The sequence below is a fragment of the Coleofasciculus sp. H7-1 genome, assembly GCF_057473865.1.
In genome coordinates this window covers 1-22,326 of record NZ_JBYCCT010000083.1, presented here as the reverse complement: position 1 = coordinate 22,326, position 22,326 = coordinate 1, and the positions used below count along the sequence as shown (strand labels likewise).

Here is a 22,326-nt window from a genome sequence, read left to right as displayed (position 1 = left end):
ATCACCACATCTGGGGGCAACCACAGGGGAATTGCCCCTACAAAACGCTTCTAGCTGGGAGCCAACTCCCTATCGCTGCATCTGCTGTTCCAACAGTTTTTGCGCTCTCGGCTTGTAAATTAAATAGAACAACGCCTCAATGTAACGCAGCAAATCTTCGCGGTTTTCCTTAGAAGTATGATTCCAGAAGCCGTAAATCCGAGCTAAAGATAGCAGTTTGCTTGTGTGAATCTTCCACGTATAGGCGCTATAAACTCGGTCAATGGCTCGCGTGGAAATTTCATACCAGTAGTTAGGATTCTGGTCGCACTTAGAGACAAACTCCAGAATTTTTTCTGCCATATCTTCAAGATTCGTCGGGTTAATGTAGAACCCATTAAACTTATCCTGAATAATCTCTAAGGGACCACCAAACTGAGTGGCAAATGTCGGTAAACCAGAAATCATCGCCTCCAAAATTGTCAAACCAAAAGCTTCAAACAGCGCCGGTTGAACAAAGACACCTTGGCGATCGGCAATCACGCGATAAATTTCACCGGAATCGGTTTTAGAAAGGCGCACGCCCAGCCAGCGAATTTTGCCTTGTAGATTGTACTGTTCAACGATCTGGTAAAGCTTGACAATTTCGTCTTTTTCTTCGTTATCGGTTGATTCCTCAACACGCAATTTCCCAGCAACTAAAATTAAGTTGCAATGTTCTTGTAACGCTTCGTTCTTACCAAAACACTCAGCCAAGCCGGTGAGGTTTTTAATTCGGTCGAGACGTGCCATTGAGAAGAGGGGACGCTTGTTGGGGTCGTCCAACTTCCCAAATATCTGGGATGGATCTTCGAGGGTAAAGAGCATTTCATCGAGACGGGCGCGATCGCTCGGTGTCCGATCTTCGGTACGCGAATAGGGAAAATAAGCTTTCTCATTTACCCCAGGCGGCACCACGTTGAATTTGGGGCTAAATAGCTCAATTCCACTCACTACATGGTACAAATCCGGCATTGTGAAACACTTGTAAGACTCATACTGTCCCACACTATCCGGCGTCCCGACAATTTCTTGATAAGTGCTGCTAATGATGAAATTTGCCGCATTCATTGCAATTAAATCGGCGGTGAATTGTAGGGAGAAATGATACTTTTCGTCCAAATCGTTCCAGTAGAGGTTACTGAAAAGATATTTAGATTTTTCTAAAGCGTGGGCAATGTTGCACTGAGTCACTTTCAAGCGACGCGCCAGTAGAAATGCCACTAAATTGCCGTCGGAATAATTTCCGACAATTAAGTCGGGCTTACCATGAAATTCTGCCAGCAGTTCTTTTTCCGAATCGATGGCGTAGCTTTCTAGATAAGGCCAAAACTCAAACCGGGAGATCCAGTTTTGAGTCACGTTGGGATTAAACTCGCGCAAAGGCACCCGCAAAATCCAGGCATTTTCTGTGTCGTGGACTTTTTCCAGGCGTTGGTTACACAAAGTACCATCGCTATTGGGAATCAGGCGAGAGAGAATGATCACCTTTGGCTCAACACCCAGGATATCCAACCCAGCCAGTGAGAGGTCTTCTTGCATCTGCTGTTCGAGACTCTTGGCTTGGTCGAGGACGTAAACGACCTGCCCGCCAGTATCTGGACGCCCCAAGACGCCTTCTTGCCCAAACCAACCGTGGGGAGACACTAGGACAATCCGGAAGACCATTGGAATCCGGGAGAGAAAGGCTTCTAGAGTCTGGTGATCGGGGGAGTCGAGGAGTTCATCAAGAATTTCCAGAGTTTCCCGCACCCGTCCGGCGGTGTTTCCCCACCCAGGCTCAAAGCCCATTCCTTGCAAATCATACCGAAATTCTTCGTAGCGTTGCTCAGAAGGGCGATCGCCCAAAAATGCCAAAGCTTGTTTGACGCGCTTAGAGAGTTGCTGCTGCGATTGAATCCGCCCGTTGATCAGCAGTTGCAGATTGTTGTAGGAGTGGACGCTTAAGAATTTATATAAGCTCTCCAGCCATTGTCCGGGGTCTTGAAAGAGTTTGCTCGATAAATAGCGGTTGAGATACTGCACCCCCTTACCAATATTTTTAGGGTCGCGAATTGTCGGAGTATAGTCATAAAATGGTTGAAAATCGAGTTCTAGGATGTCGCCTTCCTGAGGATGGAAGCGATTCACCAGGCGATCGCGTACATCCAGCAGTTCTTGCACCGTCATTGGTTCGACGCTTAAATCTTCCGTTAACCGATAGATTTCTTGAGAAGCAATGGTTGGGCGGACGATCAAACAGATGTTTCCCTCCTCACGAATAATTTCTTGAGTGTAGTAAATTAATTTTCCTAAATGGGAGGATTGATCAAAATGTTCAGGCTTCTGATGATTTGTGCAGTATTCGGAAAAAGCGTTGAGAATGTCGTTTCTCAGTAAATACGGCTTGTCCTGTTGGCGTAACTCACTAACAAATTGGCGCAGATCGATTTTTTCATCACTCTCTAGAACAGCCTGAATCAGATCGGACATGACAACTCCCTAGATTAATTCAAGAACATTCACAAAGACTAAATTACAAAATGTTTTTCCTAGTGACGCCCTTCGGAAGGTGGAAGGAGTAAGCCTCAAGGCAAAATTAATTCACCCTTCATCTTTCTTAAGAGTGAATCGGCTAGGATATGCCTAGCCTAGCTTCTTTTGACGCTATTGTGTATCACAAAGCGTAAATTTCTCCGTATTTTTGCTGAATATAACGAATGAAGGGGTTGATGCTTAAAGAATTGCCAGTGACGCGCTCGATAATTTCAGCGGCGGTATACTTCCGTCCATGTTGGTAAATATTCTCTCTCAGCCAATTATGTAGAGTGCTGAAATTCCCTTGCTCGATTTCGGTGGGAATTTGGGGATTCGCCTTCAGTGCTGCTTCAAAAAACTGGGCGCTCATCATGTTGCCAAGGGTATATCCCTGAAACATTCCGCCGATGCTGCCAGTGTACCAATGGACATCCTGCATGACGCCAACGCTGTCGCTGGGGGGGACAACACCCAAGTCAGATTTGTAGCGTTCTCTCCAAGCTTCCGGGAGATCGCGCACTGCCAGGTTGCCTTCCAGTAGCGCCAATTCTAAGTCAAAGCGGATCATGACGTGCAGGTTGTAGGTGACTTCGTCGGCGTCGGTGCGGATGAGCGATCGCTCGACTTTATTAATCGCCCGGTAGAATGTCTCTAGGGATACATTACTGAGTTGATTTGGGAAAGCTGCTTGCAGTTGCGGATAGCAGAATTTCCAGAAGTTGCGGCTGCGTCCCACCAAATTTTCCCACAACCGCGATTGGCTTTCATGCACGCCAGATGAGGTGCCCCTGGCTAAAGGCGTCCCTTCATATTCTAAGTTAATCCCTTGCTCGTACAAGGCGTGTCCCATCTCGTGAATGCTGCTAAACAGTGCCTGCCCTAGATCGTTCTCGTAGACGCGGGTAGTAATTCGCACATCCCCAATCGAGAAATTGGTCATAAATGGGTGCAGTGTTTTATCTTGCCGCCCCCGTTGGAAGTCATACCCAATCTGTTCGATTACCTTTAAGCTAAACGCTAGCTGTTCGGCTTCTGAGAAAGATTGGCGCAAGCAAGTATCATCGGCAATCGGCTGAGAAGCGATCGCATTTACAATTGGAACCAGTTCTTGACGGAGTTCAGCAAAGAGCGATCGCACGGTTGAAGCCTTCATGCCGTAATCGGCACCGTCAATCAGCGGATCTGCAATATGCTCGTAGCCAGGGAAAAAATTGGCATAGTTGCGGCACAGTTCTAGCGTTTTTTCCAGATAAGGCTGCACGGCGGCAAAGTTATTTTCCGGACGCGCTTTTGCCCAAGCACCATAAGACTGAGTTCGGTGGAGAGACATTTTTGCCATAAAATCTGCTGGCACCCGCACCGCGCGATCGTAGCTGCGTCTGGTGACACGAATTAGGCTGGCTTCATCGGAGTCATAGGGCAAGCTTTCCTCATAGGGGCGCAAATCTTCCAACAGTTGCGCGATCGCTGGATCGCTAAACTTGGTGTGGGCAATTTGCCTGAGAGTCGCCATCTGACGCCCCCTCGCCGCTGCACCCCCTGGCGGCATATAGGTTGCTTGATCCCAGTAGAGTAGAGAAGACGCTGAATTGATATCGTCAATTTCGGTAAGGCGAGTTCTGAGTTCTTGAAGTTTGGGGTGAGTCTTTTCCAGAGTCTGCATGATTCGCTGTTAATGCTCGTTTTCTATAGTGTGGCGCAGACAGCAACAAATATACGTCCAACCACCGTTCACGATATGTCACTTTCCCCAGCTTGCTCAAGCGCAAAAGCGACGACAGTTTCACTCAGTCGGATACCTCTATTTCTCATGCGCTCGATAGCTTGCTGCATTGAAACTAGATACCCGTCTCGCTTGGCACGCAGCAAAATACCTATAGAACCTGTTAGTGAAAGACCGCTTAATCTAGCAATCCGCCTACCAACGGCTTCGTCGATGCAGACGGTTTGAATACCTTGATTCATTGCCATCTGAATGACAGCTGCCTCGCCTCGATCCAGTGAATTTATCAAAATGGGGGATATCGCAAGGGGAATTGACCATTTTTGCAGCCAACTTGCAGCCTCAAATTCTGCTACTGCAAATCCTGTAGTACCACCTGCCAGAATCTCTTGGCATACTTCAAAAGGAACCAATACTTGATCGTAGAGCGATCGCAAAATATTTAAATCACCCACAGCAGCCACCAAAGCAATAAGCGGTGCCGTGTTGATGACAATTCTTTCAGTCTCAGGCATTTTCTAGATCGGATAAAAGTTCCTCTTCTGTTAAATCGATCATAGCTACCCGATAACGATGCAAATTCAGCAAAAAAGAGACTCTATCTGTGCCCACTAATGTAGCTGCCATGCCTGAAGAAATGCGTTTCATTTCAAACAGCTTAACTGCCATAGCCATCTTCGCTTCTTGCTCAAACTGTTCCTGGGTCTGTTGCAAGGCATCGGGAAGTGTCTCTGGGTAGTTGATTGTGAGTTGTAACGACATATTGCCTTGATAAATTTTAGAATGGTTTCTAAAAAGTCCTGTGCTTGCTGGAGCAAAATGTAAAGAGCCTGATTAGTCATCTGGGTATATATGCGATCGCGCTCTTCCCCAGATCCTAACTTATCCTTTTTAAAGGACTCGGCGGAAACTTCTTATTCCCTAATATCCCCAATTAAAAGCTGAAACCGCTTATTTTTTCGCAAGCAATCCAAATCTGGATCGGTTTGAGCTGCTGGTAGATATTTAGGACGATTTATCTGAATTGCCTGTTGCAAATAATCGACGGCTAATGTTACTTTTCCTTGAAAAGCGTAACAGTAACCTTTATTGTAGATGCCGTTAGCATGATTGGGTTTGATTTCGAGGGATTTGTCGATACTCGCCATCGCTTCTCGATACTTACCCAATTTGATTAGGGCGTAACCCCGATTGTCCCAGGCTTCATAATTATTAGGACCGCATTCTACGGCTTTGTCATAGCAGGCGATCGCTTCTTTCACTTGCCCCAATCTCCGCAAGATTAAGCCCCGGTTGTTCCAAGCCTGAGTCTCGTTCGGCTGAATTTCTATCGCCTTGTCATAACAGGCTAGTGCTTCTTTTTGGCTACCCAATTTAGACAGCACTGTACCGCGATTCATCCAGGCACCCAGATGATCTGCCTTGATTTCTATCGCTTTGTCATAAGATGCGATCGCGTCTTTATCGCTACCTGAAACCATTAAAGCGCAGCCCAGATTATACCATACTTCTGGATCGTCAGGATTAATTTTTAACGCTTTTTTATAACTAGAGATTGCCCGTTGATGTTTACCCAAATTAATTAGGGCATTGCCTCGATTGCTGAGGGCTTTGTAATAGTCTGCGTTAATTTTAATCGCTCTGTCATAGCAGGCGATCGCTTCTTGATTTCGCCCTAAAATAACTAGAGTATTCCCTTTATTTGCCCAAGCTTCGTAGTGGTCTGATTCAATCTCTAGTAATCGGTCATAGTTAGCGATCGCTCTTTCATGTTGCCCCCACTCATCCAGCGCAATCCCTCGGTTTAACCAGATACGAACATCATCAGGATTGAATTCTAAGGCTCTATCAAAGCTATCAATCGATTCTGGGTAGCGTTTTAAGTGTCCCAGCGCTAGGCCCCGGCAAGCCCAAGCATCTGCATGATGAGGGAGGCGCTGGATCGCGCATTCAAAATGCGCGATCGCTGTTTCAAAGTCTCTGGACTCTAAACAGTTCATGCCCTGGCGAAATAGAATTTCAGCTTCCATATAATTTTGTCCTCGGCGGAGGATTGCGATCGGTTTCTTACCCCAATCCTAACGGTTGCTTCTAGAGGAATAGGAATAGTAAAAATGTCCGACGACTAAAGTCGCGGCTAAACAAACAAAGTCTGCCTTCGCAGGCTAATATAAAGCCTGCTCTCGTCAGGCTTCGTTCTTCTAGCTCCAGGCTTCTAGGCTGTGGGCGTATATTTGCTGTCATCGGGATGCTCCCCTATCTCCAACCCTACATGGAAGGGGAATGAGCAATAAAACTGGATCAAAACTTTGGTGCTTCCAGCAGCGCCTCAAACAAATCCTGACCGCGAATCGCGTCAAAATCTGAGTCGTATTTCGCCATTTCCCAATATTTTTCTGCACTCAGATGAATCGCTTGTTGCAAGTTGTGGACTGTCTGCTCGACATTGCCCAGCAAGGCATAGTAGCAAGCTTTGTTATACCAGGCGGTGGGGTAGTCAAACTGAAGTTCTAACGCTTTATCGCAAGCAGCGATCGCTTCTTCGTAGCGACCTAATTTCCCTAGAGCAATGGCTTGGCTGAACCAAGCTTTGTAGTATTCCGAATTAATTTCCAGACTTCTCTGGAAGCTGGAAATTGCCTTTTCATAAAGACCCCAGTCATTTAGGGTAATGCCCCGGTTATACCAAGCATTGCCGGAATCTGGTTTAAACTCAATCGCTCGGTCATAGCTGTGAATTGCCTGTTCGTAATGATTGAGTTGGGCAAGAGCATTGCCTCGGTTGTACCATGCCCAGTAGGCGTCTGGGCGCAGCTTCAGGGTGCGGTCAAAGCTGGCGACCGCTTTTTCATAGAAACCCCAGTCAATCAAGGTAATGCCCCGGTTGTGCCAAGCAGCGGCAGCATCCGGGTTAAATTCAATGGCGCGATCAAAGCTGTTGAGCGCCTGTTCGTAGCGACCTAATTTCCCCAGCGCAATGCCCCGGTTGAACCAAACCCAAGAAGCATCGGGTTGAATTGACAAGGCGTAGTCGAAGCTGGCGATCGCTTCCTCGTGGCGACCTAAATTCCCTAGGGCGAAACCCCGTTGCGATAGGGCATCGGGGTAATGGGGTTCGCACTTGAGGGCGCTGTCTAAACAAGCGATCGCCGCTTCATATTTTGCCGACTGAAGCTGGCGTAGTCCTTGTTGGAAAAAGAATTCTGCTTCGAGAGTAATAGTTTGACCCATAAAATCTTGCATCTTGCTTTAGGAGGATCTTATGTTTAAGATTCCCAAAACACTAACATAACTCAACATCAAGACGGCAAATCCCTTCCTAAAATAGATTCAAAGCAAGAACAATAAGTTCCAGATGAAGTCTGGGTAAGACATTCAGCCGCTGTGGGCAATGTAAAATTTCTGGGGCGGCGGTATAGCGTAATCCCTGCTGGAAAAGAATTTTACTGCCAAATCTTGAGACTGACTCCTCAAATCCCCCGGCTAGACATGGGATGATTTCAGCTAAAAGGACAACTAACATGACTCAACAGATAGGTGAAACCTACCGCATCGAACGCGACTCAATGGGCGATCGCCAAATCTTGGATAACGTTTACTACGGTATTCAGACGCTGCGGGCGATGGAAAATTTCCCGATTAGTGGAATTAAGCCGTTGCCCACTTATGTCGATGCCTGCGTGCTGATTAAGAAAGCCGCAGCGATCGCCAATGGGGAACTTGGCTGCATTCCCAAAGAAATCAGTCAGGTGATTGTTCAGGCGGCGGATGAAGTGCTTGCCGGGAAGTTCCGCGATCAGTTTGTCGTGGATGTCTACCAGGCGGGTGCGGGGACTTCGCACCACATGAATATCAATGAAGTGCTGGCGAATCGGGCGCTGGAACTGCTGGGGGATAAAAAGGGCAATTACCAGCGCGTCAGCCCCAACGATCATGTCAATTACGGTCAATCTACTAACGATGTAATTCCCACGGCGATTCGGATTGGGGCGCTGGTGGCGCTGGAGAGGACGCTATACCCAGCCTTATCCGATGCGATCGCTGCTTTAGATAACAAAGCTGAGGAATTTCAGGATATTGTCAAATCTGGAAGAACCCATCTGCAAGACGCCGTACCCGTGCGACTGGGCGAAAACTTCCGCGCTTGGGGGCAAATTCTCGCAGAACACATGATTCGCATCGAGAGGGCGTCTGAAGATTTAATGGCGCTGGGTTTGGGTGGAAGTGCGGCGGGAACTGGGTTAAATACCCATCCCCAATATGGCGATCGCGTTGCCCAATTATTATCAGAATTAATCGATCAACCCTTGCGCCCAGCCCCTCATCTGATGGCGGCAATGCAGAGTATGGCACCTTTTGTCAGCGTTTCCGGTAGCCTGCGGAACTTAGCCCAGGATTGCGTCAAGATATCCCATGACTTACGGCTGATGGATTCCGGACCAAAAACAGGTTTAAAGGAAATTCAGCTACCGCCAGTACAGCCTGGATCGTCGATTATGCCAGGGAAATATAACCCGGTGATGGCAGAAATGACTTCGATGGTGTGTTTTCAGGTGATGGGGTACGACAATGCGATCGCTTTAGCCGCCCAAGCGGGACAGTTAGAGTTAAATGTGATGATGCCGCTGATTGCCTATAACTTGATTCACAGTATTGAAATTTTGGGCAATACCTTAAGCGCACTGACGCAGCGTTGTTTGGAGGGAATTACCGCCAACCGCGATCGCTGCCTTGCCTATGCAGAAGGAAGCCTCGCCCTCGTCACCGCCCTCAATCCCCACATCGGCTATCTGAATGCGGCTGCTGTTGCCAAAGAATCTCTAGAAACTGGCAAATCCTTGCGGCAAATTGTCCTAGAACGAGGTTTGATGAGTTCCGAAGAACTAGCCAAGGTCTTAGACTTAGAGGAAATGAGTGCCATGTCAGGAGTGCAGCGTCCGGAGTTGTAGATACACCAAAATTTGCATCTATCTAAAAGTCCAGAGTTAATCATTCAAAACTCAGACGCGATAAATCAGACGCGATAAATCAGACGCGATAAATCAGACGCGATAAATCAGACGCGATAAATCAGACGCGATAAATCGCGTCTCTACTTTCTAACCAGGAGTCTCTTTCGATGCATAGTCATGATGGTTTGACCCAGTTGACTTTTCACTATATTGATGGTCACACAGAATCCTTTACTATCTATGAGTCAGTAGAGGAAGGCTTAGAAACGAAGCAGGAAATTCGGCAAGAAGTCCGTCGGCTTTTAGATAAATCCTGGTGGATTCTCCATTTAGCTGAAGAAACAGTTTTTATTAACACCTCCAATATTATCAAAGTTGAGGTGAAGCCCCCGATTCCTCACCTCCAGGGAGAAGATGTCTTCTCGAATGTCCAGCGGGTAACTGCCCTGACTCGTGGCAGCAATCGCTGACGAGTTGAGATTTTAGATTGAAAATTGCCAGGTCTTCATAGAGAATTGGAGACTGGCAATTCTCGCTTTAATTGAAAGTTCAAAATTCTTGTATTGGCTCAATCCTAAATCCCAAATTCAGAATCATGAAACCTTCCGTTAGTTTAATTCGCGCTAATTCCTACGATCGGCAATTATTGCGAGAATCCGTGGAAAGTTTGCTGGAACCGTTGGGAGGAATCAAAGTTTTTGTAAAAGCAGGCGATCGCGTTCTCCTCAAGCCCAATTTACTCACTGGCGGGCATCCGAGTCAAGAATGCGTCACCCGTCCCGAACTGGTTCACTGTGTTGCCAAACTGGTACAAGAAGCGGGTGGCAAGCCTTTCCTGGGGGATAGTCCCGCGTTTGGCAGTGCAATGGGTGTGGCAAAGGCAAATGGTTATCTTCCCCTCATGGAAGAACTCAATCTGCCGCTAGTGGAATTTACAGGGAAGCGTTACCAAACCGTTAGCGAAGGATTCAACCATCTGTTGCTGTGCAAAGAAGCAATGGATGCAGATGTGGTAATAAACCTGCCTAAATTGAAATCCCACTGTCAGCTAACGATGACAATGGGCGTCAAAAATTTATTCGGCTGCGTACCGGGAAAAATGAAAGCCTGGTGGCACATGGAAGCGGGGAAAGATAGCGTCCGATTTGGGGAAATGTTAGTAGAAACCGCAAGGGCAATTAATCCCACCCTAACGATTTTAGATGGAATTATCGGGCATGAAGGTAACGGCCCCAGCGGTGGCGAACCTCGCTTCTTAGGCATTTTAGCGGCATCGGCTGATGTGTTTGCCCTAGATCGTGCGATTGTAGAAATCCTCAATGTAGATCCTCTCAACGTCCCTACTGTGGCGGCTTCCATGAGGTTAGGACTTTGCACAAATCTGGAGAAAATTGACTTTCCCCAACTGCATCCGGAGAATCTAAAGGTGCTGGATTGGCAACTGCCTACTAACATGATGCCTATCGACTTTGCCATGCCTCGCGTGATTAAGTCTACGTTCAGGCATCTTTATATCCGGTTTATCAAGGAACCAATGAACGCCTACGCAGGACGATAAGAGTTTGCTAATAAAAAAACTCGGTTTCTATAGAAACTGGGTTTGGAAAGCCATCAAATAAACAATTTTGAGGCAGATTCGGTAAATTCTGTTACAGTAAGATACAAAATCATCAGCGTAATCTATTATCTACCCTCCGATTGCTTAGGAAGACCGCCCTGACTCATGCTAGAGGCGGTTTTTTTCTGCCTACCAACTGAAAACTCTTGGCGGCACGGAAAGTATATTCTTCAAAAAGGGATCGGGTGTGTTTTCCGGGTTAAAGATCGAAATAACGCCGGAACCGAGGATCTAAATGGTTGGTTTTGCGCTGGTTACAAGGGAGACAGAGGGTGTGCAGATTGCTGATGTCATTGGAACCGCCACGAGAGAGCGGTATGATGTGGTCAATCGTGAGGTTTGCTTCTAGCGCCATTTTGCCACAACTTTGGCACTGATAGCGATCGCGCTCAAACACATACTTCCTGACTTCTGGCGGGATGCGAATTCTGGGCGTTTTAGTCATAAAATGCTCTTGTAAACACGATCCCACGCTGCAATGAATCCAGACAATCAAACAACTACAGGTGCTGATGCGATTGATGTAGCGATCGCGCAGGGAATTGATTTTGACGGTTCCCCGATTCCAACACCCAAACTAGAATTATACACAAAAGTAATGGGGCTGGAAGCTGGGCGGCAGCGCAGCGGCGTATCCAATACCATGCGTTCTAGAATTGTTCGCATCGGTGCTAAGCATATTCCCCAGGAAGAACTCAACCAGATGCTAATCGACGCCGACTTTGCGCCGCTGAAAGAAAAAGAAATCGCTTTTTACTATAGCGGTAAATAGGATCAGCAACTGTAATCTTTATCCCCTGGAGGAATGCAACTCCAGGGGGTTTTGTTTAGGAATTTGATACACAAGGATAGCTGCCATCAAATACAAGCGATTACTATTTTCGACGATCATCCTGATGAAGAACGGTTTGTCACAATTGGCATGAATGGTTTAGGACAAATTCTCGTCGTGGTTTACACATATCGGGAGGAAAAAATTCCGATTATCTCAGCACGTAAAACAACCAAAAGTAAACGTAAAATGTACGAGGAATAAATGATGAAACCAGAGTACGATTTCAGCCAAGGCAAGCAGGGTGCCATCGATCCAACTTCACCTGGCAAAACCCGCATTACCATTCGACTTGATGATGACATTCTAGAATGGTTCCGCAGCCAAGTACACGCAGTAGGTGGAGGAAATTATCAAAGTTTGATTAATAAAGCACTACGCGAATACATTCAGCACCGCGAAGAATCATTAGAACAAATTTTGCGCCGCGTGTTGCGAGAGGAGTTACACAACCTCCGATGAGACAAGCATTCATAGGTAGTGCTAAAATCCTGCTTCTCCCCCTGGAATTATATTCATCCAGGGTTTTTGCTGATGAATTATAGTGCTGTTTTCTTAGTTAATCATCTTACGAAGATCGTCAAGCGGCGACTCGGTTTGGGGGATTTCTAATTCATCAGGAATAAACTCTACATTTACTCTGATTCTAAATTTGCCTTTTTGCCAGCTTTTAGCACCCAACTTTAAAACTTCACAATCTACACCATTATTTAACCAAAATTTTGGATTTATTTGGATTCCGTTTTGCTGTAAAGCAACATATAAAATATCTGGTACATATCTTGGTTCTGTAAATGCAAGCTTCACTGCATACCTAATTTTACCTACCTTAAATAAAGTATCGTTGAATGACAAAACATCATCGTTACCACAGTTTTGCAGATATGAATTCTCTTCCATATCAATTTTCGTCCTTAAAGTTTTGTTTTGAACAATTCTTCAGTCGGCTTAAGCCGACTTTAGCTACTCGCTGTGGGAATTAATTCCCTGGCGGTTGATCGCCTTTCCTGCCATCCCGCCTTGAACTCAAGTTCAAGGCTAATAGCGAAAGTCCGTTGAAACGGACTAACAGATGTAATCTGAATATCCTGGCACAATTACCAAGATATCTATGCCTTAACTTTAAAGGTTCACAGCGTCTGTTACTTTAGATGAGTTAACAACATCGTTATCATTTGTACTGCCATTGAAAGTTTCTGGATTAGGCGAAACTGGGATAACGTCAGATTGAGCAATTACAGGCAGTTGACGATCATACAATCCTATCGCCTGCAAACAACCGTTGATACTTTCAACCGCAAAGTTGTAAGCAGCAATTTTTTGCTCAACTGTACTTTGGAGCCGACGATTATTAGCAATTTTCTCCTCAGCTTCTTGTTCTAGCGTTTGCTCTAAATAAGCACGAGCCTGAGTGTATTGCTGTAATATTTCATCAGCTTGATGCGCTGCCATTGGCAATAAATTAGTAGTGAGAGTTTGATTAACGGTTGCTGGAAAACCGCTACTAATTGTTGCTTTAACTTTTGGCTCAAAATCTAACTTCAACAACTGACGAATTGCCGGTTCTGCTGCTATCATGCTTTCACAACCGTAGCTTTGAGAAGTTTGCGATAAGGTTTGTCGGAATTGATAAATGGAAAATGTGTCTTCATCGTAAAACTTAGGACTTTCGCGGACATAACGATTGCATTCGTCACTCGCTGCATTCTTTAAAGCATGATGAATCTGTTTTTCTATCTCTTTTAACTTTTGCTCAATCCCGCCATCATTGCCTAGCAAACGATACAGTTGCCGATAGTATTCAGATTTCCGAACTCGTTCAATTAAACACTGGAATAGGTTGGTAACTACTTCCTGACAAGACTCTTTCAAGATATCCTCTAGTTGATTCGCCAAGTAATAAAGCGCCTCAACTAAAACGGCAATCAAAGGTGCTGTAGAATTGCGGGGATGGCTAAGGATGGCGCGACTATAAGCATCTGCAACCGAGAAAGTATCCAGCAACTCATCTAAACGACGAACCATCCGAGATTGTAGTTGGCGAAAATCTCCCTCGAAAGCACTAGATTGACCTGTCACAACCTGATTTAATTCTTCTGTGATATGTTGGTGAAATTCTTGACCAATTTGCTGTAACTGCTGGTTGAGGCGTTGTAATTCCTGCGTCTTCATTGCCTCAATTTCGCGGGGTTGGCTATCCAAATCGCGCAGTGCAGATTGGTAATATTTCTTTAGGCTAATGCACACGTCTTCGAGATCGTCAGCCAGATTTTTAAACAGTTGAGGACGCTTCTCTTTAGTCAGATAGTCGGTGATAGCAGTGCGAAATTCCTCAATCCCGCTATCTTTAATTAGCTGCTCTATGAGTGGCTTACCCCATTCGTTGAGAATCCGTACATAGTTTTGATTTGGTGATTCCCAACCACGAACTTCTGTCCGGAACTGAGTTGAAGACAGCTTGCCAGAGTTGGCACAGTAATTATTAAACTCGCTAACAAAGGGGTGAGGTTCTTCTGCACCTGCTAAGAAGGTATCTAACCCCCAGAGATTATTGCGATCGCCTGCAACTCTCAGCAGGCTACCATAAAATCCTAGTAACCCACTGGTTTTATAAAACCGGGTGGGAGGCTGAAACTGCGAACTAATCAAATTATCCAACCGTCGCCGCAGTTCTGGCTTGAACCAAGTGATATCAATGTAGTTGAAGACATAGAACACGCGATCGCGTATTCCCGGATTCCCCCGCATCGTTTCTAGGAGTTCCGTTTCTTCCTTCGTCATGTCCCCATCTTTGGCATACTTGAGGATGCAAGCCACGGCTGAGGTGTCGGGGTGCTTAATCTTGTCGTAAGTTAGCTGAGCATCTCGCTCAACTGGCGCATCAATCCCCGGCGTATCGACGATTATGTTGCCATCTTTCAAGAGGGGATGGTTGCAGTGATATTCAATCCGCTTCAAAACTGCACTATTTTTGCCGCGACGAGCGTAATCTGCTGCTTGTTGGAGATTGGAGAAGTTAAACTGCTCCATAGGATATGTAGCATTGCTGACAGTTTGGATGCGATCGCGATTTGCTACGAATCCCTCCAGCAACAACATCAGCGCATTCGCTTGTTTTGCTCTTTCTGATTTACTTTCTCCACCCTCGATCTCGATAATCGCTGTGCATCCATCGCGTAGCAATTGAATCACTTCAGGCTGATTAATATTACTAGCTGTCCCTAATCCCAGCAGCTGAGACAGCGCACTTGCCTGTTCCCGAATTTCCACCTCACTCAGAAATGTCAGCACCACTCGTTCTTTATCGGGTTCGGCATACTCGATATAACATTCCGTGCCTGTAGCGTGTCCCTCTGCACTGTAAAGCAATTCCCGCTCTAACAGAGCGTTAATTAGCATAGATTTACCCGCACTAAATGCCCCAGCAAACACAATCTCAAACTTAGGAGAAATCGCTTTACCAAGGGATGTCTGCACGGGTGTAACATCTTGCGATCGCAGAGACGGCTCCTGATGCAACAGTTGTAGTATAGTCTCGACCTGTTCTTTCAGATTTTGACACTGAGGTGGCAATTCAGGCACAGTTTGCATCCTATTAATATAAAGTAGAAGCCTTTACGCATATCTTAGGAATGGCAATTCATGACGGGTATCGTGGAATTACCGATATAATTAGTAATTAGCCCAGTAATACCAGTATATTTACCAGTCTTTAATTAATGAAAGTATTTGCTATTCGACTCAAGCCACAGCAAGATTTAAAACTAAGTTTACAAGATTTTGCAACTCAGCAAAATATTCAAGCTGGCTTTATCTTAACCGGAATTGGTAGTTTAAAAAAGGCAATTATTCGCTTGGCAAATCACAGGTATAGTACAGCTTTTAACGATAACTTTGAAATTCTTTCTCTCAATGGTACCCTGGCAACTACCGGCATCCACCTGCATATTGCGATCGCTAATAAGGAAGGCAAAACTATTGGTGGACATTTAATGGAAGGCTGTATTATCTATACAACCGCCGAAATTGTCATCGGAGCTAGCGAAGAATTCACTTTTTTAAGAACAATTGACGAGCAGACTGGATATAAAGAGTTAGAAATTTTATCAACTACCAGTTATTAAGCATCTGCTACTCAGCTTTAAGTTTTTTAACGCAAAGGAAGCAAAGGTTTACGCTTTCGGTACGCAAAGAATGGCTACCTCTATTCCTCTGCGTTTAAATTTTATTTTTAAATACTGGGTGAGCTATAACGTTTCTCATTTGGATGAAATACAGCAATTAGGGTTGTGAGTGAGTAGGGGCGAAGCATTCTTGTTTAAAATATTGGATTAACCGAGAGTTGAATGGCACTGACTTAAGCTGTAGGGAATGGTTGTAGCTTGCTTCCGCGTAGCGGTACGAAGGAAGCGGTACGATAGTGAAACCCAACTTCCTATAGAGGTTGCTGGGTTTCGTTCCAAGGGCCCAGCCTACGGAATTTTGGCTTATTTCAGTGCCATTCAACCGAGAGTTTATCTGCAAGAATGCGAAAGCCCTTACAGGTGTACCTCACCCAATTACTGATGACCTCATTGAAAATAAGTAGTTCTAGAGCTAAAGTTTTTCCTGACACCAAAGAATGCAAATAGGAAAAGGTTAAGGATGAATTAAGGCTTTAACAAATTTTGCTTGTTCGCCTGAGTCATCGAATAGACGCCGACTGAGTTTAAGTAGGAAATTAGAAGGTTTTTCCATCTGTAGATAGTAAATCTAACTGTCACATCCCCTTGAATTGAATGATGGGAGGGCGTTAAAACTAAGTTTATAGTTAGGAAAGTCAGATTACAGAGCGGATTGTAATTGAGGGTTATGGTTTCAGATAAATTTCGCCGTCAGTTACGTCAGGAAGCAAATCTTTGGCGAACTGAGGGGCTGATTGATGCTCAACTATACGAACAGTTATCAGAGCGTTATCAATTTAATAGCCTGGAGACTGCTGCCCGCGATCGCTTTGTGATGATCTTGTTAGGCTTGGGGAGTATCCTCATCGGGTTGGGGACAATTAGTTTTGTGGCTGCGAACTGGCAGGAGTTGCCGCGAAATGGCAAGGTGACGCTGCTACTGAGTTTGTTTATCGGGGTAAATACTGCTGGTTTTTATCTGTGGCGGCGTCCGAATGGGGCGCAACAGCGTCTCGGTCATGGATTCTTGCTGTTAGGAGCAATAATTTTAGGGGCGAATATGGGGCTGATGGGTCAGATGTTTCACATCAGTAGCTCCTTCTATGAGTTATTACTAGCTTGGGGAGTAGGTGTGCTAGCAATGGCTTACAGCCTGCGTTTGACTTCCTTGAGCGTGCTGGCGATTATCATTATCGGGTTGGGTTACTGGAGTTTTTGGTGGAACTGGGAAGGAGCAAGCTGGTCAAATTCCTACTATTATGAGGAGTTTTCTTGGTCATCCCAGATGGGACAACATATGCCGCTGTTGGCAAGCTTGATGTTTGTGCCGCTGGCATACTGGTGTCGTTCGCGGGTTATTTTTGGACTGGGAGCGATCGCAGTCATTTCTTCCTTGGAAGCCAACCTCCGACCGCTCAGCTTAGGACTATTTAATCTATTTTCCCTGAAATCTACAGGTTTAGTATTAGCGATCGCGTTGGCACTGCCCCCCGCGCTGTTGTGGGGCTATGATGACTCCCTGTGGGTCTACAGTGACTTAAATCGGGTTCCAAAGCCAAACCACCAAATCCCCCCAGCCGCCTCTTGGCAAGGGGGAAGCTGGGGAGGTTCCTTTAGACCCCTCGCCCGTCGTTTGGCGCTGGTATTCCTAGGCGTCGTACTTTATCTGTCGTCCTCGCTTTGGTTCTGGGGTGTTTTATTCAAAATGTCTTCTGCGGAGCAATCCGCGAGAGTCACCTGGTTTCCCCTCGTGGATGTATTGATTTTGAGTGGTTTGGCAATCTTTGCGTGGTTGCGTCTGGTGTGGCTTTCCAGAAGCCCTCGCACTCGTCGGGAGGAAATTCTGACCACAATTGCCATCGGTGTCTTCATCTGCTTCATGGCGGGGATACCTGTTTGGCATCTCACCGTCCAGCCAATTCCCCTGCTTGCCACTTTTATTGGCAATGTGCTGTTGTTCTTGTTGGCGGCGGGGTTGATGCGCGAAGGGCTAGCACAAGCAGAACGCAGCGCCTTCTGGGGGGGCATGATGCTATTAATTCTGCGAATTCTGACCTGGTTTGTGCTGTCTGCGACGGGATTAGTCTTCAAATCCCTGCTGTTTATTCTGTGCGGTGTCACGGCGATCGCTATCGGGCTTTGGTTCGAGCGCTATGTCCGCACGCTGGAAATTAAAAATTGAATCAGAGGATTTTTAATGAGCCAAACTTCTCAATCATCTTCAATAGATTCTACACTCATAGAGCAGCATCGACTTCCAAAGCGATTGCCTGCCTGGAGACTCTGGGTGCCTCTCCTGTTGCAAACGGCGATTGTTCTTGCCGCACCTGCCCAGCCACTTTATACTACCCTCACAGGGAAAACGGTCGTTCTCAAGACGGTTCCCGTAGACCCTTACGACTTCTTGCGTGGCTATTCGCAGACGCTAAGCTATAACATCTCTCGTCAAGAGAATTTGCGATCGCTTCCGGGTTGGAAAGCGTTAGTGAAACAACACCTCGAAGCAAAAGCGACCGATTTGCCGCCGTCCGTACCGCCCTTAAATTCTTTACCGACCGGAATTCGCTTCTACGTGATTTTAGCAGCGCCTGCTGCTGCTAAAACCAATTCTCCCCAAGCTTGGAAACCCGTGCGGGTAAGTAGCAAGATGCCCAAATCTTTGCCTGCGAATCAGATAGCTTTAAAGGGCAAATCTAGCGGTAACTCCATCGATTACGGCTTAGAAAGCTACTATATGCCAGAAGCACAGCGGGATGAAATTAACCAGGATATTAATCAAGCCCAATGGGGCAGAAAACGGCAAGCAATCGTGGTGGAAGCGAAGGTGGATGCCCAAGGTCGTGCAGTACCGATTAGCTTCTGGGTAAGCGATCGCCATTATCAATTTTAAGTAAGCGAATGAAAGTATGGCTAATTGTTCGATATCTCTTATCAATTAGCGATACTTCCATTACCAAGAACAAACTTCCTAATTTTCTTGCCGCTTTAGCTGCAAAGTAGCACCCAGTGCTGCTCCTGCTCCTGCTATCAAACCCATACACATTCCTTGAATTGTTCGGCTCGTGGGGTCTTGCATCAAGCATTCATTGGTAGGAGTTGTGGCTTGCAGACACTGATGACTATCTATCCAATTGGAGACGCCTCCCACAAGGATGCCAGCAGCACTACAAGAAACCAAGAGCAGGACAAAGCGGTTAGATTTTCTATCCATAGATAGATGCTTTTAATTTTTTGGTAGGCTATTTCGTTCAGTCTACTCTACCTATCGGCAGACTGTTACCGTATATTCCACATTTTCAACTACCTATTCCGGACGTTGCACTAATCAATTCGCAAATTATAAGGCAAACGGGCGTAGATACCTCTGGGATCGTTCATTGTTTTGAGAGTTGTCAATTCCTCTTGTAACTTGAGGAGTTCTGCACTCAGCAGATCGGCTGGTTTCTTGATTTGGGCATTTTCGCCACCCGCAAACTGTTTCAAAATGCGTTGTTCCAGACTGCGAACTTTGGGGTACTCTTCCAGCTCCCAATTTTCACCCAGTTTAGCGGTAACGGCAGCAGATTTGATCGCATCATCAATGCCGCCAATCTCATCAACCAGTCCCAGTTGCTTGGCATCTTGACCCGACCACACTCGTCCTTGGGCAATCTCAGCGACTTTCTGCTTTGAGAGTTTTCGAGAATCCGCAACTTTGGTGAGGAACTGACCGTAAATCTGGTTGACAAATCGCTGATAAATCGCTAACTCTTGAGGCGTTTTGGGACGAGAAACCGTGTTGCTGTCAGCAAATTTGGAAGTTTTGACGACATCCCAGGTGATGCCATTATTATTAGCCAGCTTTTGGAAATTGAGCAGCATCCCAAATACCCCAATCGAGCCAGTGATGGTATTTGGTTCGGCGTAAATCTGGTTGGCATAGGTAGAAATCCAGTAGCCACCGGATGCTGCCACATCGCCCATAGAAACGATGACTGGCTTCACCTGACGAGTGAGCCGCACCTCTCGCTGAATCACCTCAGACGCCGAGGCGCTGCCGCCGGGACTATTCACCCGCAGCACGACTGCCTTCACATCTTTATCGAGTCGCAGCCGTCGCAGCTGTCTGGCAAAGCGATCGCCTCCCACTTGCCGGGAGCCACCTTCGCCGTCCACTATTTCACCTTCGGCGTAAAGTAGGGCAATTTTGTTGTCAGAAGTGCGATTTTTACCCTCAGTTTGAGTTGCTTTGGCGTAAGTGGCGAGGCTAATTTGACGAAATGATTTATTCTCTTCTGTCCTGCCAGTCAGTTGTTTCAGGTCTGCCACCACCTGATCTAGATACGCCACCCGATCCACAAAGCCGCGCTTTTTAGCATCTGGTGCGGTTAACACCCCTTGAGTATCTGCGATCGCCTGTAGCTGTTTCGGGTTTAATTTTCGACTCTGGCTCACCGTTGTCAGAAAGTCTCCCCACAAATCTCCCAACAAATTCTGAGTTTGTTGTCGGTTCTCTGGACTCAGTTTAGTGAGTACATACGGTTCTACCGCTGACTTATATTTCCCCACCCGGATGACCTGAACCCCAACCCCGTATTTCTGCAAGGCTCCTGTCAGGAACATAGATTCAGAACGCAGACCGTTCATTTCGATTGTCCCCAGCGGGTTCATCACAATGGTGTCTGCCACTGAGCTTAAATAATATTCCCGTTTCCCCAAATCCATGTTGTAGGCAACAATCTTTTTCCCAGACTTGCGGAATTTCTCCAGCGCCGAACGCATTTCCCTCAGCGTGGCAAAGCCGGTGCTAGAACTAGAGGAACCGCTGCCGTCTAAATATACGCCCACAATCCGCTTATCCTTGGTTGCCTGCTCAATGGCATCCAAAACCGTTCGCAGCCGCACGCTATTATTTTCCTCACCAGATAAAGCTTCGCCGATTGCCTCGCTGGTGCTGGATATCGGATCGCTATCGGTAATCGTCAACGACTGATCGATCACCAGTACCGATTTATCCTCAACTTTCGGTCCTGTATCTTTAGATGCCACCGCAATCAATAACAAGATTAGCCCGGTCGTTCCCAAACCAAAAAATAGGATGAGTCCGAATAGGCTTCCAAGCAAGCTAGCAAAGGTTTGTTTTAGGAAACTACGCATTAGGCTGGGGTTAGGGTAATGGGGAAAAAGGTAATGGGTAAAAGTTTTGAGTTTTGAATTCACTCATGACTTTCCCATTCCCAACACATTTATCGTAATGGTTGCAAAGCGCCAGACTGTTTCAGAGCAGACAAAGTGGGATTGCCGGTGCAGAATAATACAGTGGTGATTTCAGCGACTAACACTTCAACTAAAGCATCAAGAGCGTCTTCCGATTCCACGGCTGCTTGGAGAAAGGGCCACGCCAGACCCGCGAGATCGGCTCCAAGCGCGATCGCTTTTGCCACTTCTAGACCGTTGCGTAATCCCCCGGAAGCAATCAAGGGAATATTTGGGGCAATGGCTCGAATACTGGTAATGCATTCTGCTGTGGGCAAACCCCAATCAGCAAATGTTAATCCTAAACGGCGCTGTTGGGCATTTTCAGCCCGTTCACTCTCCACCTTTGCCCATGATGTCCCACCGGCACCGGCAACGTCAATGGCGCTCACACCCGCATCAATCAACTTCTGCGCGATCGCAGCTGAGATGCCATTTCCCACCTCTTTGACAATCACTGGTACTGGTAACTTATGGCATAAAATTTTAATTTTGTCAAGCAAGCCTCGAAAATTGGTGTCGCCTCTGGGTTGAATGCACTCTTGCAAGGCATTGAGATGCAAAATCAGGGCGTCTGCCTCTAGCAAGTCAATTGAGCGCAGACACTCATCAATGCCGTATGTATAGTTAAGTTGCACCGCGCCCAAGTTAGCAAATAGGGCAATATCGGGAGCAAGCGATCGCACGGCGAAAGTTGAAGCAACCTGGGGATTCTCTACCGCCACCCGCTGGGAACCCACGCCCATCGCCAGTTTATAGCGTTGCGCCGCAGCGGCTAGACGATAATTAATCGTCTTCGCCAGTTCCGTTCCCCCCGTCATCGAAGAAATCAGCAAAGGCGCACCAAGCTGTTTTCCCAAAAATGTTGTTGATATATCAACTTCACTTTGATCTAACTCCGGCAAACAACAGTGAGTAAAGCGGTAGCCTTCCAACCCATTCGTCGTGGAGTGAAATTGTACATCCTCATCGAGACAAATTCTTAGATGATCTGCCTTTCGCGTCTGAGTTTCTCTGGTAACGGCGGGTTGATTAATCAATCTACTATCTCCAACGTTCTGCATAGACAGTGCCTGACAAATCTGCAAGAGACTGGTTTATTAACAATTTCGATTCTCCCACCAACACACCAGGGAGACTGGGCAATGTTCTAGACGTGTGGAAATGAGAGAATGAGAGGAGTTGTCTTTCCTGTCCTGACCAATGATATTAGAACCTGTGTTGTGTCCCGATTGTAGCAGTGATGATGTGGTGAGACACGGTCGCTC

At 46.4% G+C, this 22,326-nt stretch carries 22 protein-coding genes; 10 read left to right on the top strand and 12 right to left on the bottom strand.

Annotated elements, in window-relative coordinates; translation table 11 throughout:
- Positions 1–69: 69 nt before the first annotated feature.
- From AC2VDX_RS23970 to AC2VDX_RS23945, 6 genes are all read right to left on the bottom strand, one after another.
- Positions 70–2,490 (bottom strand): sucrose synthase, encoded by a 2,421-nt coding sequence (locus AC2VDX_RS23970; RefSeq protein WP_378172168.1) that lies wholly within the window; start codon positions 2,488–2,490, stop codon positions 70–72.
- A gap of 184 nt (positions 2,491–2,674) precedes the next feature.
- The gene (locus tag AC2VDX_RS23965; RefSeq protein WP_378172165.1) at positions 2,675–4,198 is read right to left on the bottom strand and encodes a carboxypeptidase M32; all 1,524 of its coding nucleotides are present in this window, start codon (positions 4,196–4,198) and stop codon (positions 2,675–2,677) included.
- Positions 4,199–4,266: 68 nt separating this feature from the next.
- A complete protein-coding gene (locus AC2VDX_RS23960) occupies positions 4,267–4,773 on the bottom strand; it encodes a PIN domain-containing protein (RefSeq protein WP_378172162.1) in 507 nt (168 codons plus the stop codon).
- Positions 4,766–5,020: a UPF0175 family protein gene (locus AC2VDX_RS23955; protein ID WP_378172159.1), complete on the bottom strand. Its 255-nt coding sequence runs from the start codon at positions 5,018–5,020 to the stop codon at positions 4,766–4,768. Before AC2VDX_RS23955 ends, AC2VDX_RS23960 begins: the two co-directional genes overlap by 8 nt.
- 152 nt (positions 5,021–5,172) lie before the next feature.
- Entirely contained in the window at positions 5,173–6,288 is a 1,116-nt protein-coding gene (locus tag AC2VDX_RS23950; protein ID WP_378172156.1) for a tetratricopeptide repeat protein, read from the bottom strand.
- A gap of 271 nt (positions 6,289–6,559) precedes the next feature.
- Positions 6,560–7,489, bottom strand: a complete 930-nt coding sequence (locus AC2VDX_RS23945) for a tetratricopeptide repeat protein (RefSeq protein ID WP_378172153.1) — start codon at positions 7,487–7,489, stop codon at positions 6,560–6,562.
- Positions 7,490–7,779: 290 nt separating this feature from the next.
- Here AC2VDX_RS23945 and AC2VDX_RS23940 point away from each other — a divergent pair, with 290 nt between their 5' ends.
- The 3 genes from AC2VDX_RS23940 to AC2VDX_RS23930 all read left to right on the top strand — a co-directional run bounded on the left by AC2VDX_RS23940 (position 7,780) and on the right by AC2VDX_RS23930 (position 10,768).
- Complete coding sequence (locus AC2VDX_RS23940) at positions 7,780–9,207, top strand: aspartate ammonia-lyase (protein ID WP_378172150.1); 1,428 nt, start codon at positions 7,780–7,782, stop codon at positions 9,205–9,207.
- A gap of 170 nt (positions 9,208–9,377) precedes the next feature.
- Positions 9,378–9,680, top strand: a complete 303-nt coding sequence (locus AC2VDX_RS23935) for a hypothetical protein (RefSeq protein ID WP_378172147.1) — start codon at positions 9,378–9,380, stop codon at positions 9,678–9,680.
- A gap of 125 nt (positions 9,681–9,805) precedes the next feature.
- Positions 9,806–10,768, top strand: a complete 963-nt coding sequence (locus AC2VDX_RS23930; protein ID WP_378172144.1) for an Npun_F2552 family protein — start codon at positions 9,806–9,808, stop codon at positions 10,766–10,768.
- Positions 10,769–11,027: 259 nt separating this feature from the next.
- Here AC2VDX_RS23930 and AC2VDX_RS23925 read toward each other — a convergent pair whose 3' ends face one another.
- A complete protein-coding gene (locus AC2VDX_RS23925) occupies positions 11,028–11,273 on the bottom strand; it encodes an HNH endonuclease (RefSeq protein ID WP_378172141.1) in 246 nt (81 codons plus the stop codon).
- 33 nt (positions 11,274–11,306) lie between these two features.
- Here AC2VDX_RS23925 and AC2VDX_RS23920 point away from each other — a divergent pair, with 33 nt between their 5' ends.
- The 3 genes from AC2VDX_RS23920 to AC2VDX_RS23910 are packed head-to-tail and all read left to right on the top strand — an operon-like array spanning position 11,307 to position 12,122.
- Positions 11,307–11,600, top strand: coding sequence for a small RNA NsiR4-regulated ssr1528 family protein (locus AC2VDX_RS23920; protein WP_190410805.1), 294 nt, complete (start codon positions 11,307–11,309; stop codon positions 11,598–11,600).
- 33 nt (positions 11,601–11,633) lie between these two features.
- Positions 11,634–11,864, top strand: coding sequence for a BrnT family toxin (locus tag AC2VDX_RS23915; RefSeq protein ID WP_378172137.1), 231 nt, complete (start codon positions 11,634–11,636; stop codon positions 11,862–11,864).
- Between the two features lie 3 nt (positions 11,865–11,867).
- On the top strand, positions 11,868–12,122 hold the full coding sequence (locus tag AC2VDX_RS23910; protein WP_378172279.1) for a BrnA antitoxin family protein: 255 nt from the start codon (positions 11,868–11,870) through the stop codon (positions 12,120–12,122).
- A gap of 93 nt (positions 12,123–12,215) precedes the next feature.
- Here AC2VDX_RS23910 and AC2VDX_RS23905 read toward each other — a convergent pair whose 3' ends face one another.
- Together AC2VDX_RS23905 and AC2VDX_RS23900 are read right to left on the bottom strand one after the other, a co-directional pair.
- Entirely contained in the window at positions 12,216–12,560 is a 345-nt protein-coding gene (locus AC2VDX_RS23905; RefSeq protein WP_378172134.1) for a KGK domain-containing protein, read from the bottom strand.
- 222 nt (positions 12,561–12,782) lie between these two features.
- Positions 12,783–15,242 carry a dynamin family protein gene (locus AC2VDX_RS23900; RefSeq protein WP_378172276.1) on the bottom strand — a complete coding sequence of 820 codons (2,460 nt, stop codon included), beginning with the start codon at positions 15,240–15,242 and terminating at the stop codon, positions 12,783–12,785.
- A gap of 137 nt (positions 15,243–15,379) precedes the next feature.
- Here AC2VDX_RS23900 and AC2VDX_RS23895 point away from each other — a divergent pair, with 137 nt between their 5' ends.
- The 3 genes from AC2VDX_RS23895 (at position 15,380) to AC2VDX_RS23885 (ending at position 18,713) form a co-directional block, all read left to right on the top strand.
- Positions 15,380–15,784: a PPC domain-containing DNA-binding protein gene (locus AC2VDX_RS23895; RefSeq protein ID WP_378172130.1), complete on the top strand. Its 405-nt coding sequence runs from the start codon at positions 15,380–15,382 to the stop codon at positions 15,782–15,784.
- Between the two features lie 727 nt (positions 15,785–16,511).
- On the top strand, positions 16,512–18,005 hold the full coding sequence (locus AC2VDX_RS23890; RefSeq protein ID WP_378172127.1) for a DUF2157 domain-containing protein: 1,494 nt from the start codon (positions 16,512–16,514) through the stop codon (positions 18,003–18,005).
- Between the two features lie 15 nt (positions 18,006–18,020).
- Positions 18,021–18,713, top strand: a complete 693-nt coding sequence (locus AC2VDX_RS23885) for a GDYXXLXY domain-containing protein (RefSeq protein WP_378172124.1) — start codon at positions 18,021–18,023, stop codon at positions 18,711–18,713.
- A gap of 78 nt (positions 18,714–18,791) precedes the next feature.
- On the opposite strand, the gene AC2VDX_RS23880 is transcribed toward AC2VDX_RS23885, so the two are convergent.
- From AC2VDX_RS23880 to fni, 3 genes are all read right to left on the bottom strand, one after another.
- Positions 18,792–19,034 carry a hypothetical protein gene (locus tag AC2VDX_RS23880; protein ID WP_378172122.1) on the bottom strand — a complete coding sequence of 81 codons (243 nt, stop codon included), beginning with the start codon at positions 19,032–19,034 and terminating at the stop codon, positions 18,792–18,794.
- Between the two features lie 110 nt (positions 19,035–19,144).
- Complete coding sequence (gene sppA / locus AC2VDX_RS23875) at positions 19,145–20,959, bottom strand: signal peptide peptidase SppA (protein WP_378172119.1); 1,815 nt, start codon at positions 20,957–20,959, stop codon at positions 19,145–19,147.
- Between the two features lie 89 nt (positions 20,960–21,048).
- Positions 21,049–22,122 (bottom strand): type 2 isopentenyl-diphosphate Delta-isomerase, encoded by a 1,074-nt coding sequence (gene fni, locus AC2VDX_RS23870; RefSeq protein ID WP_378172116.1) that lies wholly within the window; start codon positions 22,120–22,122, stop codon positions 21,049–21,051.
- A gap of 139 nt (positions 22,123–22,261) precedes the next feature.
- On the opposite strand from fni, the gene AC2VDX_RS23865 reads away from it, so the two are divergent.
- Positions 22,262–22,326 (top strand): IS1 family transposase (locus AC2VDX_RS23865; RefSeq protein ID WP_378172274.1); only part of this gene is annotated, 65 nt, incomplete at its 3' end.